At 72.4% G+C, this 14,162-nt stretch carries 12 protein-coding genes; 6 read left to right on the top strand and 6 right to left on the bottom strand.

Annotated features, from left to right (window positions below):
• Positions 1–54 precede the first annotated feature (54 nt).
• From J7E94_RS28995 to J7E94_RS29020, 6 genes are all read right to left on the bottom strand, one after another.
• On the bottom strand, positions 55–651 hold the full coding sequence (locus tag J7E94_RS28995; RefSeq protein ID WP_215019771.1) for a Uma2 family endonuclease: 597 nt from the start codon (positions 649–651) through the stop codon (positions 55–57).
• A gap of 55 nt (positions 652–706) precedes the next feature.
• On the bottom strand, positions 707–2,017 hold the full coding sequence (locus J7E94_RS29000) for a DUF58 domain-containing protein (protein ID WP_215019772.1): 1,311 nt from the start codon (positions 2,015–2,017) through the stop codon (positions 707–709).
• Entirely contained in the window at positions 2,017–3,003 is a 987-nt protein-coding gene (locus tag J7E94_RS29005; protein ID WP_215019773.1) for a MoxR family ATPase, read from the bottom strand. Before J7E94_RS29005 ends, J7E94_RS29000 begins: the two co-directional genes overlap by 1 nt.
• Positions 3,000–4,265 (bottom strand): DUF4350 domain-containing protein, encoded by a 1,266-nt coding sequence (locus J7E94_RS29010; RefSeq protein WP_251057390.1) that lies wholly within the window; start codon positions 4,263–4,265, stop codon positions 3,000–3,002. The genes J7E94_RS29005 and J7E94_RS29010 overlap by 4 nt, the downstream gene beginning before the upstream one ends.
• 488 nt (positions 4,266–4,753) lie before the next feature.
• Positions 4,754–5,416 carry a DUF4129 domain-containing protein gene (locus J7E94_RS29015; RefSeq protein ID WP_215019775.1) on the bottom strand — a complete coding sequence of 221 codons (663 nt, stop codon included), beginning with the start codon at positions 5,414–5,416 and terminating at the stop codon, positions 4,754–4,756.
• Positions 5,417–5,423: 7 nt separating this feature from the next.
• Positions 5,424–6,632 (bottom strand): hypothetical protein, encoded by a 1,209-nt coding sequence (locus J7E94_RS29020; RefSeq protein WP_215019776.1) that lies wholly within the window; start codon positions 6,630–6,632, stop codon positions 5,424–5,426.
• Between the two features lie 232 nt (positions 6,633–6,864).
• On the opposite strand from J7E94_RS29020, the gene mtrA reads away from it, so the two are divergent.
• The 6 genes from mtrA (at position 6,865) to J7E94_RS29050 (ending at position 14,148) form a co-directional block, all read left to right on the top strand.
• Entirely contained in the window at positions 6,865–7,554 is a 690-nt protein-coding gene (gene mtrA / locus J7E94_RS29025) for a two-component system response regulator MtrA (RefSeq protein ID WP_189747360.1), read from the top strand.
• Positions 7,555–7,588: 34 nt separating this feature from the next.
• Entirely contained in the window at positions 7,589–9,517 is a 1,929-nt protein-coding gene (mtrB, locus tag J7E94_RS29030; protein WP_251057389.1) for an MtrAB system histidine kinase MtrB, read from the top strand.
• Positions 9,518–9,563: 46 nt separating this feature from the next.
• Positions 9,564–11,381 (top strand): LpqB family beta-propeller domain-containing protein, encoded by a 1,818-nt coding sequence (locus J7E94_RS29035; RefSeq protein ID WP_308345500.1) that lies wholly within the window; start codon positions 9,564–9,566, stop codon positions 11,379–11,381.
• 77 nt (positions 11,382–11,458) lie between these two features.
• Positions 11,459–12,199: a ComF family protein gene (locus J7E94_RS29040; RefSeq protein ID WP_215019778.1), complete on the top strand. Its 741-nt coding sequence runs from the start codon at positions 11,459–11,461 to the stop codon at positions 12,197–12,199.
• Between the two features lie 310 nt (positions 12,200–12,509).
• The gene (gene hpf, locus J7E94_RS29045; RefSeq protein WP_215019779.1) at positions 12,510–13,205 is read left to right on the top strand and encodes a ribosome hibernation-promoting factor, HPF/YfiA family; all 696 of its coding nucleotides are present in this window, start codon (positions 12,510–12,512) and stop codon (positions 13,203–13,205) included.
• A 190-nt stretch (positions 13,206–13,395) separates the two neighbouring features.
• On the top strand, positions 13,396–14,148 hold the full coding sequence (locus J7E94_RS29050) for a response regulator transcription factor (RefSeq protein ID WP_215019780.1): 753 nt from the start codon (positions 13,396–13,398) through the stop codon (positions 14,146–14,148).
• Positions 14,149–14,162 lie beyond the last annotated feature (14 nt).

Consider the following 14,162-nt stretch of genomic DNA (forward strand, 5'->3'; position numbering starts at 1 on the left):
GGTGCGGGGCTTTTCTGCGTTTATCGCAGCGCCGTCGAGTGCGCCTCCTCCGCTTTACCAGTCGGCGGGGTAGCTCTTGAGGCTGCTCGTGTCGAGTGTCCAGCGGCCGGCAGTGACGGTGTCCCCGAAGGCGTAGGGGACTTTCTTGCGGTAGCGGATGCCGTCGGGCCCTTCTGAGGGATCGCTGTGCACGGTGACGGTTTTCTTGTCTTTGCGGGGGTCTACGACGACATACAGGGGGACCCCCATCTTCGGGTAGTCGTGCAGCTTGTCGCGGATATCAGTGAGGGAATTCGTGCGAGAGACGACTTCCACCACCATCAGGACATCCCGGGCGTTGACGACCTTTGCGGTGTCGTCGGTGTCCTCTTCCGCGATCACCATAAGGTCGGGGACCTTGGTCAGGCCGGTTTGAGGATCGCCCATGTTCGTGTCATTCAGGGCCATGACCTCTGGTGTCTGGGCCTCGATCTGGCGGCGGAGCCGCACCACGTTGAGCCCGTGGGGAGCCGTGGGGCTCATCATCGTGAGGAAGATCTGACCGTCGGTGGTCTGCACCTTCCACTGGTCCTCCTGCTGCTCGGCCAGCTCCGCGAGCTGCTCCGCGAACTCGTGCATTCTGTGCATCTGCTCGGGGGTGAGGTCGGCCATGATGTCCTCCTGGTGGGTGCCCGACCAGCGTACGTATCCAGTCCCCGATGGGTGGCTACAGGCGGCCGGCGGCCTTCAGGGCCAGGTAGGCGTCGGCCAGGGCGGGGGCCAGGGTGTCGGGGGTGGCGTCGACCACGTGGACGCCGTGGCGGGTGAGTTCGGCGGCCGTGCGGGTGCGCTGGGATTGGGACTGGGTGCCGGCCGCTGCTTCGTAGACGGCGTCCAGTGAGCCGCGCGACTTCGCCATCTCGGCTGCGTGCGGGTCGGCCACCGAGGCCAGAAGGACCGTATGGCGCTGCGTGAGGCGGGGGAGGAGGGGGAGCAGGCCCTCTTCAATCGGGGCCGCGTCCAAGCTCGTCAGGAGGACCACCAGGGACCGGCGCGGGGCATTGCGGAGGACGGTGGAGACCAGGGTGCGGGAGTCTGTTTCGACCAGTTCCGGTTCCAGGGTGGCCATCGCGTTCACGAAGGACGGGAGCACGTCCGCCGCCGCGCGGCCCATGACGTGGGCGCGGGGGCGGCGGTCGTGGGCCAGGAGGTCCACGCGGTCGCCGGCCCGGGTGGCCAAGGCGGCCAGCAGGAGGGCCGCGTCCATGGCGGAGTCCAGGCGCGGGGCATCGCCCACGCGGCCCGCCGAGGTGCGGCCGGTGTCCAGGCAGATCAGGATGTGCCGGTCGCGTTCGGGGCGCCAGGTGCGGACGGCCACCTTGTTCTGGCGGGCTGTGGCACGCCAGTCGATGGAGCGGGTGTCGTCGCCGGGGACGTAGTCGCGGAGACTGTCGAACTCGGTGCCCTCGCCGCGGGTCAGCACACTCGTACGGCCGTCCAGTTCGCGCAGGCGGGCCAGGCGGGAGGGGAGGTGCTTGCGGCTGGTGAAGGGGGGCAGGACCCGTACCGTCCAGGGGGACGCCTGTGAGCCCTGGCGGGCCCACAGGCCCAGGGGGCCGTACGAGCGGATCGTGACGCGGTCGGCCTGGCGGTCGCCGCGGCGGGTCGGGAAGAGGCGGGTGGTCAGCCGGCGGCGCTCGCCGGCCGGGATGACCACCGCGTGGCGGGACGCGGCCTGTTCCGTGCCCGGAAGCCAGCTGCTCGGCGGCCAGGCGTCGCGGACGCGGGCGCGCAGCGTGCGGCCGCTCGGGTTGGTGACCGTGAGGTGCACGTCCGCGGACTCGCCCAGGCGTACCGAGGTGTCGCCGGAGCGGGTCAGCTTCAGGCTGCGGACGGGCGCCGCGAGGGCGCAGTCGACCGCGCAGGCCAGCGCGAGCGGGCCGTTGACCGCGAGCATCCCCGTCCAGCTCGGTTCGAGGATGCCGACGGGGAGGCTGCCGAGGGCCGCCAGCAGGGCGGCGCGTCCGGTGAGCGCCATCAGCGCGGAACGGGGACGTGGGAGAGGATCGCCGAGATGACCGAGTCCGCGGTGACGCCTTCCATTTCGGCTTCGGGGCGCAGCTGGACGCGGTGGCGCAGGGTCGGCAGGGCGAGGGCCTTGACGTCGTCGGGGGTGACGTAGTCGCGGCCGGTGAGCCAGGCCCAGGCGCGGGCGGTGGCCAGCAGGGCGGTCGCGCCGCGGGGGGAGACGCCGAGGGTGAGGGACGGCGATTCGCGGGTGCTGCGGCAGATGTCGACGACGTAGCCGGCGATCTCGGGGGAGACGGTCACCTTGGCCACCGCCTCGCGGGCGGCGTCGAGTTCCTTGGGGCCGGCGACCGGGCGGACGCCTGCGGCGTGCAGGTCGCGGGGGTTGAAGCCGGCGGCGTGGCGGGTCAGGACGCCGATCTCGTCCGCGCGGGAGGGGAGGGGGACGGTCAGCTTGAGGAGGAAGCGGTCCAGTTGGGCTTCTGGGAGGGGGTACGTGCCCTCGTACTCGACCGGGTTCATCGTGGCGGCGACGAGGAACGGCTCGGGGAGCTTGCGGGGGATGCCGTCGACGGTGACCTGGCGCTCCTCCATCGCTTCGAGGAGCGAGGACTGGGTCTTGGGCGGGGTCCGGTTGATCTCGTCGGCGAGGAGGAGGTTGGTGAAGACCGGGCCGTTCTGGAAGGAGAACTCGGCGGTGCGGGCGTCGTAGACGAGGGAGCCGGTGACATCGCTCGGCATCAGGTCGGGGGTGAACTGGACACGTTTGGTGTCGAGTTCGAGGGATGCGGCCAGGGCCCGTACGAGGAGGGTCTTGGCTACGCCGGGGACGCCCTCGAGGAGGACGTGGCCGCGGCACAGGAGTGCGACGACGAGACCGGTGACGGCGGAGTCCTGACCGACCACGGCCTTGCCGATCTCGGTGCGGAGCGCTTCGAGGGAAGCGCGGGCGCTGTCCGCGGTCGCAGCCGTGGACTCGGTGGCCGGGTACGTCATGACGTACGGACCTCTCTTTCGAGGGCGTCGAGGTGGTCGGCGAGCGCGACGAGTGCCGCGTCGTCGGAGGGAGGTGGGCCGAAGAGGAGGGTGGTGATGTCCGTGGTCCCGGCCGTCCCGCCGGTGAGGTGCGCGGAGACGGCGGGGACCAGGGACAGGGGTTCGTGGGCTTGTGTGTGCGGTACGCCGACCAGCACGGCGAGGCGTTCGCGGGCGGCTGCGCGCAGCACGGTGGCGGCGCGGTCGCGGGCGCCGGCCTTGCGGTAGAGGCGGGCGCGGCCCTCGGTGGCCTCGGAGGCGCGGATGACGACCGGCAGCTTCTCGGTGACGAGGGGGCCGAGGCGGCGGGCGCGCCAGAGGGCGGCGAGTACGGCCGCGACGAGGAGCTGGAGCAGGGCCCAGGACCAGCCGGACGGGACGAGGTCGAAGAGGCTCTTGTCCTGGCCGGCGGAGGAGTCGGGGTCGGGGCCGGAGTCCGCGAGGGACGGCATGTACCAGACGAGGTCCGGGCGGGAGCCGAGGAGTTGGAGGGCGAGGGAGGCGTTGCCCTGCTCGGCGAGGTTCTCGTTGAGGAGGATCGCGCCGGAGCCGAGGAGGACGGTGTCGCCGGTGGTGCCCGTGGGGAGCAGGAGGAGGGTGGGGTGGCCGTCGCTGGGGTAGCAGGCCGTGGCCCGGGGGAGGGTGGTGGTGTAGCGCAGGCCGCCTCCGGTGGCGGCGCGGCCGGCGGTGGTGGCGGCGGGCAGGGCGCAGGCAGGGGCGAGGTCGTCGGTGGCGGCCTCGCCCTTGGCGCGGACGCCGGGGGCCAGGTCGGGAAGGCTGTGGCCGCCGGGGGCCAGGAGGACGGTGCGGCCGCCGGAGAGGTCCATGGCGGAGTGGATGGCGCTGCGCTGGGCCGCGCCGAGCCGGTCCGGGTCGGTGACCAGGAGGGTGGTGCGGGGGCCGGTGGCGGCTGCGGCGTCGCGGGCGGTGGTGACGACGCGGGTGGTGACGCCGTGGTCCTTGAGGAGCTCGGCTACGGCGCGGCTGCCGGAGGGGTCGGCGGAGCGGGGGTCCAGGAGGCCGTGGCGGGTGCCGGCGTTGAGGATGGCCAGGGCGAGGGCGCCTGCGGTCAGCACGGCTAGGGCGGTGAGGATGCGGCGGGCCGTTTGGCGCCGCCGGGTTCGCTGCGCTTGGGCTTGGCGGGGGGTCGGGGGTTCGCCGGGGGTAGGGGCGGTGCCGGTGCCGGTGCCGGTGCCCGTGCCTGCGGGGTCGGGGGCGTTCAAGGCGGTGCCCGCCTGGGCGGCGGATGCCTGGGCGGCGGATGCCGGGGCGGTTCCGGTGGGGCCGGGCGCGCGCCGGGGCGTCTCCTCGGGCACCGAACGTGACCAGGGGCCGGAGGGTGATGCGGAACTGTGTTCGGCGCCCTGCGGGGAGCGCCCCGACACACGCCCGGCCCCACCGGAACCTGGGACGTGCCCCGACACACGCCCGGTCCCATCGGAACCTGGGACGTGCCCCGGTACATGGCCGGCCTCGGTGGAGTCTGGGCGGTTCGGATCGTGCGGGGAGCGCTCCGACGCGGCCCCACCGGAACCTGGGAGGTGCCCCGGTACATGGCCGGCCTCGGTGGAGTCTGGGCGGTTCGGATCGTGCGGGGAGCGCTCCGACGCGGTCCCATCGGAACCTGGGACGTGCCCCGGTACACGGCCGGGCTCGGTGGAGCCTGAGCTGCCGGAGGGTGGGGTGGGGCGGCCGTCTGCGGGGGTGGCGGTCATGCGGTGGGTCCCGTCAGGAGCGGCTTGGTGCGGTCCAGGGTGAGGTCGAGGGTGCGCAGGCGGGTGTAGGTGTCGGCGTCGGCGGTGCGGCCGCCGTAGGTGACGTCGTCGAAGGTGCGGGCGGCGGCGCGCAGGTCCGCGGCGTGGGCGGGGAGGGAGAGCGCGGCTTCGGCTGCGGCCTCGTCGGCGGTGCGGCCGGGGCGGGGGTCGAGGAGGGTGCGTTCCTCCAGGGAGCGGACCACGGCGCGCATGCGCTCCTGGACGGCTTCGGTCCAGCGGCCGGCGGCGGCGTGGGCTTCGGCCGCGGTGCGGTGGTCGGCGGCGCTGCGGATGCCGTCGTCGAAGAGGTGGCCCGCGGAGGTGGCCGTCCGGCGCGGGGCGCCGAGCCGCCACCACAGGGCGGCTGCGGCCAGGGCGACCAGCAGCGCGATGACGACCAGGCCCAGCGCGCCTCCGGGGGTTGCCCCGGAGGCCGCGTCGAAGAGGTCGTCGAGCCAGGTCAGGAACTTGCGCAGGGCACGGTCCAGCAGGCCCGGGTCGTTCTCGTGGTACATCGGCTTGGACAGTTCACGCTCGGCCGCCTCCTGGGCGGGCTCGCGCGGTGTCGTCACCGGTGGTGTGTCCGCGCGGGTGATGAGGAGGCCCCCCGTACTCATCATCGGTGTGTCAGCCTCCGGTCGTCCCGTAGTTCTCGACGCCGGCGGCCCGGGCGAGCTCCAGGTCGAGGCCCTCGCGCCGGATGCGCTGGTCGACGTAGAGGAGGACGGTGACGCCCGACCGGATCGGCAGGACGATGGTCGTCGCGATGATCGCGCCGATGCCGGAGAGGATGAGCGCTCCCCAGGCGGTGGAGGCCGTGCCGTTTTCGATCCCGCTCAGGCCGCCGCCGAACGCGACCATGCCGATGATTGTCAGCGGCCAGACGATGATCGACGAGATGGTGGCGGTGATGATTTCGGTGAGGAGGGTGATGCCGAAGATGCGCCACCACGTGCCCCGGACCAGCTTGGAGGAGCGGCCGAGGGCCTTGGAGATGGTGCTCTTTTCCAGCATCAGTGCGGGCGGGGCCAGGCTGAACTTGGTCCAGAGCCAGGCGAACAGCGGGACCGCGGCGGCGACGGCCGCGAAGGTCAGTCCCGGATTCTGGAGGAGTATGCCGGGCAGGAACAGCAGGGTGATCAGGAGGAGCGCGCCGATCCCCAGGAGCAGCATCAGGCCGATCAGGCGCAGCAGCTGGGGCCTGGCCTCGCGCCAGGCGCCGGAGACCGTGGAGGCGGTGCCGAGTACGGCCCGGCTGTAGATCATCGTGAGCATCGCCGTGGCGATGAGACCGCCGAGGGCTCCGATGAAGGCGGCTCCGAGGATGAGTGCCAGGGCGGTGCCGAGGGAGTTGAACGACGGGTCGGTCCCGTCCGCTGCGAGGGCGAGGTCCGACACCGCGTACTTCTGCACTGCCAGGCTGATCACCTGCACCACCGTGGCCACGACCAGCGTGATCGGCAGGACCGAGCGCCAGTGGGTGCGCATGGTGGCGACCGCGCCGTCGAGGATCTCGCCGAGGCCCAGAGGGCGCAGGGGGATGACTCCGGGCTTGGCGGCGGGGGGCTTGCCCCACTGGCCGGGGCCGCCCGGATGGCCGTACTGGGGGCCGTACTGGCCTGCGTACGGGGTGCCGGGCTGCTGCGCCCACCCCGGGCCGGGCTGCGGCTGGGGCGGTGCCTGCGGTGCGGGGCTCTGCCACTGGCCGGGCGGCGGCTGCTCGGCGGACCAGCCGGGGCCGGCCGCAGGAGGTGCGGGCTGGTCGGCGGGTGCCCCCGGTCGCTCACCGTCGGACGGAGAGGATCCGGGCGTAGCCCAGCCCGGAGAGTCGTTCATCGTCGCTCCTTCACGTGCACTGCTGCGGCGGGGGCGCTGGTCGCTGCCATCGTGCCACGCGGGATGATCCGACGGACCGGCCGTCCCCCCGATCTCCGGCAGCCCGTACCTTCAATTGTCACCCGGATCCGGGGCAGACTGGTCGACCTGATCTCCACGCAGGTCCGAGGGGCGATTTCCAGCCCTTTTGGCTGTGGGACAGCTCACCGCCAGGTAACGATTAGCTAATGGGATGATGTCAACTATGAAGGGACGCGTCCTTGTCGTCGACGACGACACCGCGCTGGCCGAGATGCTCGGCATTGTGCTGCGTGGAGAAGGTTTTGAGCCGTCGTTCGTAGCGGACGGTGACAAGGCACTTGCTGCCTTCCGGGAGGCGAAGCCGGACCTGGTGCTGCTCGACCTCATGCTGCCCGGAAGGGACGGCATAGAGGTGTGCAGGCTGATCAGGGCCGAGTCCGGCGTGCCGATCGTGATGCTCACGGCCAAGAGCGACACGGTCGACGTCGTCGTGGGCCTGGAGTCCGGTGCCGACGACTACATCGTCAAGCCGTTCAAGCCGAAGGAGCTGGTGGCCCGCATCCGGGCCCGCCTGCGCCGGTCGGAGGAGCCCGCGCCCGAGCAGCTGGCCATCGGTGACCTCGTCATCGACGTGGCCGGGCACTCGGTCAAGCGGGACGGCGCCTCCATCGCCCTGACCCCGCTCGAGTTCGACCTGCTGGTCGCCCTCGCGCGCAAGCCCTGGCAGGTGTTCACCCGCGAGGTGCTGCTGGAGCAGGTCTGGGGCTACCGGCACGCGGCGGACACCCGCCTGGTCAATGTGCACGTACAGCGTCTGCGCTCCAAGGTCGAGAAGGATCCCGAGCGCCCCGAGATCGTCGTGACGGTGCGCGGTGTCGGCTACAAGGCCGGACCCAGCTGACGTGCAGTCCGGCGAGGACCGGGGAGGTTCCCGTTTGGGGGCCTTGCGGGCCGGCCGCCTGCTCCGGGGCAGGGGGCCCGGCGGCGCCGTGCTGCGGCTGTGCGTACGCCTCGTACGCCGGCCGCTGCTTCCGGCTGTCCGGCTGTGGCGGCGCAACATCCAGCTCCGGGTGGTCGCCGCCACCCTGCTGATGTCACTCGCCGTGGTCCTCGCGCTCGGCTTCGTGGTCGTCGCGCAGGTCAGCAAGGGTCTGCTGGACGCCAAGGAGGAGGCGGCGCAGAGCCAGGCCGCGGGAGGGTTCGCGGTCGCACAGGAGAAGGCCAACGCCCCGGCCGCCGTGGACGGTGCCGACGCGGCCGACAGCAAGGTCGGCCGGGACGCCAGCACCTGGATGAACTCCCTCGTCAAGCAGCTGGCCAGTGGCGGCCAGACCGCCTTCGAGGTGGCTGCGCTCGGCGCCGGCACCGGGGAGCAGACCCTGCCCGGCACCCAGGGCGTCAAGGGCGCCCGTGCCTCGGGCAACGTCGACCCGACCGCCAGCGTCCCGCTGAAGCTGCGCCGGGCCGTCGACAACACCACCGGCACCTTCAAGACGTTCTCCGAGATCCGGTACACCACCGGGGCCGGGGAGAAGGCGCCCGAGCCCGCGCTGGTCGTGGGCAAGCGGCTCACGGACATCAACGGGGACCCGTACGACCTGTACTACCTCTTCCCGCTGACCCAGGAGGAGGAGTCCCTCAACCTGGTCAAGGGCACCTTCGCCACCGCCGGCCTGTTCGTCGTCGTGCTGCTCGGCGCCATCGCCTGGCTGGTCGTACGGCAGGTCGTGACTCCGGTCCGGATGGCCGCCGGGGTCGCCGAGCGGCTCTCGGCCGGGCGGCTCCAGGAGCGGATGAAGGTCACCGGCGAGGACGACATCGCCCGTCTGGGCGAGGCCTTCAACAAGATGGCGCAGAACCTCCAGCTCAAGATCCAGCAGCTGGAGGACCTGTCGCGGATGCAGCGACGCTTCGTCTCGGACGTCTCGCACGAGCTGCGCACCCCGCTGACGACCGTACGGATGGCCGCCGACGTCATCCACGACGCCCGGGTCGATTTCGACCCGATCACGGCGCGCTCCGCCGAGCTGCTCGCCGGGCAGCTCGACCGCTTCGAGTCGCTGCTCGCCGACCTGCTGGAGATCAGCCGCTTCGACGCGGGGGCCGCCGCCCTGGAGGCGGAGCCCATCGATCTGCGCGACGTCGTGCACCGCGTCATCGACGGGGCGGAGCCGCTCGCCGAGCACAAGGGCACCCGGATCCGGGTGCTGGGCGACACGCAGCCCGTCATCGCCGAGGCCGACGCCCGGCGCGTGGAGCGGGTGCTGCGCAACCTCGTCGTCAACGCCGTGGAGCACGGTGAGGGCCGCGACGTGGTGGTCCGGCTGGCGTCCGCGGGCGGGGCCGTCGCCGTGGCCGTACGGGACTACGGCGTCGGGCTGAAGCCCGGCGAGGCCACCCGCGTCTTCAACCGCTTCTGGCGGGCGGACCCGGCGCGGGCGCGCACGACCGGCGGCACGGGCCTGGGCCTGTCGATCGCCGTCGAGGACGCCCGGCTGCACGGCGGCTGGCTCCAGGCCTGGGGCGAGCCGGGCGGCGGCTCGCAGTTCCGCCTCACCCTGCCGCGCACCGCCGACGAACCGCTGCGGGGATCCCCGATTCCGCTGGAGCCCGAGGATTCCCGGGCCAACCGGGCCAGGGCTGCCGCCGACGCCGCGGGCAGGGCGGCCCCGAAGCCGCCGGCGGACGGCGGCGACCGGTCGCCGATACCGCCCCGGTCGGCCGTCGCCACAGCGCTGCCCGTACCCTCCGACCCGACGGCCCTGCCGGGCAACGGGGCCAGGGTCGTGCCCCGCCCGGCCGAGCAGGCACCACAGGAGGACCGAACCGATGCCGATGGCCATGCCGATGCCGAAGGACGCTGAGCCCGGGAGCGGGCCCAGCCGGACGCACGGCCGGCGGGGGCGCACGGTGCGGCCTCGCACGCTGCGGGCGTACGCGCTCGGCGCGGCCGGGCTGCTGCTGGCGGGCTGCGCCTCCATGCCGACCAGCGGTGAGATCCGCCCGGTGCAGGCCTCCCAGGGCGTCGACTCCCAGGTCAGGGTGTTCGGCGTGCCCCCGGCCGACAAGGCGGGAGCGGCCGAGATCGTCAAGGGTTTCCTGGAGGCGATGACCAGCGACGACCCGCAGCTGGAGACCGCCCGCAAGTACCTCACCGAGGAGGCCGCGAAGACCTGGAAGCCCGGCTCCGCCGTCACCGTCCTGTCGGCCGGCCTCGACCGGTCCCCGATCCGCGGCGAGAAGGACCCCGACGGGCCCCGGTGGAAGGTGAGCGGCACGAAGCTCGCGACGGTGGACGAGCGCAGCGCGTACCAGCCGGAGACCGGCGGCGGGAGGTACGAGGAGTTCCTCCAGCTGGTCCAGGAGAACAAGCAGTGGCGGATCGCGACCCCGCCCGAGAGCCTCGTGCTCAGCGAGTCCGACTTCCAGCGCATCTACATGCCGGCCAACAAGTACTACTTCGCGGGCGGCACGCTCGTCGCCGACCAGGTGTACGTGCGTCAGCGCACCGACCCGGACTCGCGCATGGACCCGACCACGCAGACGGTGCAGTCGCTGCTCGCCGGGCCGTCCAGGTGGCTGGGGCCGGTCGTCGAGACCAGCTTCCCCACCGGCACGGAACTGCGGACGGGCACCAAGTCCCTTTCGTACGACGGCCAGAACACGCTGCGCGTGCCGCTCAACGACAAGGCCGACAACGTCGCGCAGCCGCAGTGCCAGAAGATGGCCACCCAACTCCTCTACACGGTGCAGGACCTGACGGCCTCCCGGCTCAGCCGGGTCGAACTGCTGCGTGACGACGGCAAGTCGTCCTCGCTGTGCTCGGTGACCGATGTGAACGCGGCCGCGATCGCGAACCGGCCCCGCTCGCCCGAGTACCAGTACTTCGTCGACGACGCGAAGCGGCTGGTCCGGATGAAGCTCGACATCGCGAGCGAGGACCAGCCCAAGCCCGAGCCCGTGCCGGGGCCGCTGAACGCACCGCCCGGCTTCAAGGCGTACTCGGCGGCCGTGTCCTACGACGAGCGGCGGGCGGCCGTGGTCTCCGAGGACGGGCACGGGCTGTACGTGGTGTCGCTGTCCGGGTCCGGGGTCATGCCGCAGCTCGTGCTGACCGGCAAGGGGGCCAAGCCGAACACACTGACCGCGCCCAGCTGGGACGCGGCGGGCGACCTGTGGATCGCGGACCAGGACCCGCAGCACCCGGCGCTGTGGCGGGTGCCGGGCGGGACCGGAACCCCCGAGAAGGTGCAGGTGGCCGGGCTCGACGGGCGGATCACCTCGTTGAAGGCCGCGGCCGACGGGGCGCGGATCGCGCTGCTCGTGGAGCAGGGCGGCCGCAGGAAGCTGTACGTGGGGCGGATCGAACGGCCCGACGGGAAGGGCGACGTCTCGGCGGTGTCGGTGCGCGAGCTGCGCCCGGCGGCCCCGCAGATGGCGGATGTGACGGCGATGAGCTGGGCGCCGCGGGGCCGGCTGCTGGTGGTGGGCCGGGAGAGCGGCGGGCTCGTACAGGCCCGCTACATGCTGACGGACGGATCGATGATCGCGGCGAGCCTGCCGGGTGCCACCGGGCTGACCGCGGTGGCGGTCCCTGCGTCGGAGGACGAGTCGAAGCCGAAGCCGGTGGTGGGGTACTCGGACGAGGACGGCATCGTGTGGCTGCCGCCGGGGGCGCAGTGGCGCACGGTGGCAGCGGGCGGCCGGGCTCCGGTGTACCCGGGCTGACCGCGGCTCCGGCCGGTTTTCCACAGCGGTTTTCCACAGGGGTGGCGGGCCGGTGTACGGCTCGGCAGAGTGGAGGGGTGCGGGGGTGGCGGCAGGAGCTGGCCGGGCTGGTCCTGCCGGTCGACTGCGCCGGCTGCGGGGCCGCCAGGGTGCTGCTGTGCGCCGGCTGCCGGGAGGCGCTGAGCGGGGCCGGGCCAGTGCCGGCGCGGCCGTCTCCGCCGCCTGCCGGGCTGCCGGCCGTCCACGCGGCCGCCGCCTACGAGGGCGTCGTACGGGCCGTCCTGCTGGCCCACAAGGAGCGCGGGGCGCTTCCGCTGGCGGGGGCGCTCGGTGCTGCCCTGGCGGGCGCGGTACGGGCGTCGGGCAGCGGGGTTGTGGGTCGTGGTGCGGGCGGGGGCGGGCTGGGGGAGGGGGAGAGGGAAGTGGCGCTGGTCCCGGTCCCGTCGGCGCGGCGCCAGGTCCGGGCGCGCGGGCATGATCCGGCGCGCAGGATCGCGCTGGCCGCGGCGGGGCGGCTGCGGCGGGACGGTGTGCCCGCGCGCGTGGCCCCCGTACTGCGGCTGCGGCGCGCGGTGGCGGACCAGGCGGGGCTGGGGGCCGGGCAGCGCCGGGAGAACCTCGCGGGGGCGCTGGGGGTGTGCCGGGGCGGGGCGCGGCTGCTGGACGGGGCCGTGATCGTGCTCGTGGACGACCTGATCACCACCGGAGCGACGCTGGCGGAGGCGGCCCGGGCGGTACGCGCCGCGAATCTGGGGCAGGAGGTACTGCGGGCGGCGGTCGTGGCCGCTACTCGGACAGAGCAAAAATCCTGTGAATAGATTTGGAACTGCCGGGGAAGGCCCATCGTTGCAGGTAGTAAGAGGGAATGGCCACCTGAACGGAAGTACGTTCCGGTAGCGGGTGCCGACAACCGCCATAGAGGGATATGTTCGGTTGTGAGGACTGGCGAGCCTTAAGGCCCCACGCATCGCTGTCTCTCGACTCCGAAGTCGGTGGGGTGTTGATCTTGCCGATGGGGGAGGAGGAGGTGAAAGTCGCCAAGTCCGAGGCTCCGGCCTTCGCCGGAGTCTGGTGCGAAAAGGGAGACGCTTCGCCCTACGGCGGAGCTATCCGGGAACGGAGTTCTGCGTGGACATCGTCGTCAAGGGCCGCAAGACCGAGGTGCCCGACCGGTTCCGCAAGCACGTGGCCGAGAAGCTGAATCCGGAGCGGATCCAGAAGCTCGACGCCAAGGTGATCAGCTTGGACGTCGAGGTGTCCAAGGAACACAACCCGCGGCAGGCCGACCGTTCCGACCGCGTGGAGATCACCCTGCACTCGCGGGGCCCGGTGATCCGTGCCGAGGCCGCCGCCGCAGACCCGTACGCGGCGCTGGACCTGGCTCAGGACAAGCTGGAGGCCCGGCTGCGCAAGCAGCACGACAAGCGCTACACCCGCAGGGGCGCGGGCCGGATCTCGGCGGCAGAGGTCGCCGACGTCGTGCCGGACGCCGCGCATCTGAACGCGAATGGCGAGCCGATCGCCGAGGAGAAGACGAACGGGGTCCCGATCACCCGGATCGGATCGCTCGAAGTGCAGGGCGAGGGCCCGCTCATCGTCCGCGAGAAGACCCACGCGGCCGCACCCATGTCCCTCGACCAGGCTCTGTACGAGATGGAACTGGTCGGCCACGACTTCTATCTGTTCGTCGACTCCGACACCAAGTTGCCCAGCGTCGTCTACCGCCGTCACGCCTACGACTACGGCGTCATCCACGTGAACCCCGACGGGGCCTCCAGCTCGGAGGAACCGCGGGGCGGCGCCGGCGGAGCGCTCGGCGGCTGACCACGTCATCGTCTGCCCCCGCGGGACGTTTCAGGCGTCCTGCGGGGGCAGCTGCATGACGCGTAATGCGCCAGGCGGCCGCCGGAGGCCCCCGCGCCGTGGTGCGGGCATGGAATCATGGCGGGCAGTCAACCGGCGGCGCCGCCGGTCCGGTTGGCCCAGCAGCTCAGCACATGCAGGGGGAGGAACGATGGCGGACAGCTTCGGGCCGGTGCGCGGTGACGGCGGTACGGGCTGCCGTGAGGTGGGCGCGGCGGCGGATCCCGCGGGCACGCCGGCCGGGGAGCCGATCCGGGTACTGGTGGTCGACGACCACGCGCTCTTCCGGCGCGGGCTGGAGATCGTCCTCGCCCAGGAGGAGGACATCCAGGTCGTCGGCGAGGCGGGGGACGGCGCGGAGGCCGTGGACAAGGCGGCCGATCTGCTGCCGGACATCGTGCTGATGGACGTACGGATGCCTCGGCGCGGGGGCATCGAGGCATGCACCTCGATCAAGGAGGTGGCCCCCTCCGCGAAGATCATCATGTTGACGATCAGCGACGAGGAGGCGGACCTCTACGACGCGATCAAGGCGGGGGCGACCGGGTACCTGCTGAAGGAGATCTCGACGGACGAGGTCGCCACGGCGATCCGGGCGGTGGCGGACGGGCAGTCGCAGATCAGCCCGTCGATGGCGTCGAAGCTGCTCACCGAGTTCAAGTCGATGATCCAGCGGACCGACGAGCGGCGGCTGGTGCCGGCGCCGAGGCTGACGGACCGGGAGCTGGAGGTCCTCAAGCTGGTGGCCACCGGCATGAACAACCGCGACATCGCCAAGGAGTTGTTCATCTCCGAGAACACGGTGAAGAACCACGTCCGCAACATCCTGGAGAAGCTCCAGCTGCACTCCCGGATGGAGGCCGTGGTCTACGCGATGCGGGAGAAGATCCTCGAGATCCGCTAGCTAGTGTGCTGCGC

It is taken from the genome of Streptomyces sp. ISL-94, assembly GCF_018614075.1.
Taxonomy (GTDB): Bacteria; Actinomycetota; Actinomycetes; order Streptomycetales; family Streptomycetaceae; genus Streptomyces.

Bases quoted from the DNA above. Each gene is read 5' to 3' on its own strand.
- J7E94_RS29020 (WP_215019776.1), bottom strand. From the start codon at position 6,632: ATGAACGACTCTCCGGGCTGGGCTACGCCCGGATCCTCTCCGTCCGAC.
- J7E94_RS29050 (WP_215019780.1), top strand. From the start codon at position 13,396: ATGGCGGACAGCTTCGGGCCGGTGCGCGGTGACGGCGGTACGGGCTGC.
- mtrA (WP_189747360.1), top strand. From the start codon at position 6,865: ATGATGTCAACTATGAAGGGACGCGTCCTTGTCGTCGACGACGACACC.
- J7E94_RS29005 (WP_215019773.1), bottom strand. From the start codon at position 3,003: ATGACGTACCCGGCCACCGAGTCCACGGCTGCGACCGCGGACAGCGCC.
- J7E94_RS29000 (WP_215019772.1), bottom strand. From the start codon at position 2,017: ATGGCGCTCACCGGACGCGCCGCCCTGCTGGCGGCCCTCGGCAGCCTC.
- J7E94_RS29015 (WP_215019775.1), bottom strand. From the start codon at position 5,416: ATGATGAGTACGGGGGGCCTCCTCATCACCCGCGCGGACACACCACCG.
- J7E94_RS28995 (WP_215019771.1), bottom strand. From the start codon at position 651: ATGGCCGACCTCACCCCCGAGCAGATGCACAGAATGCACGAGTTCGCG.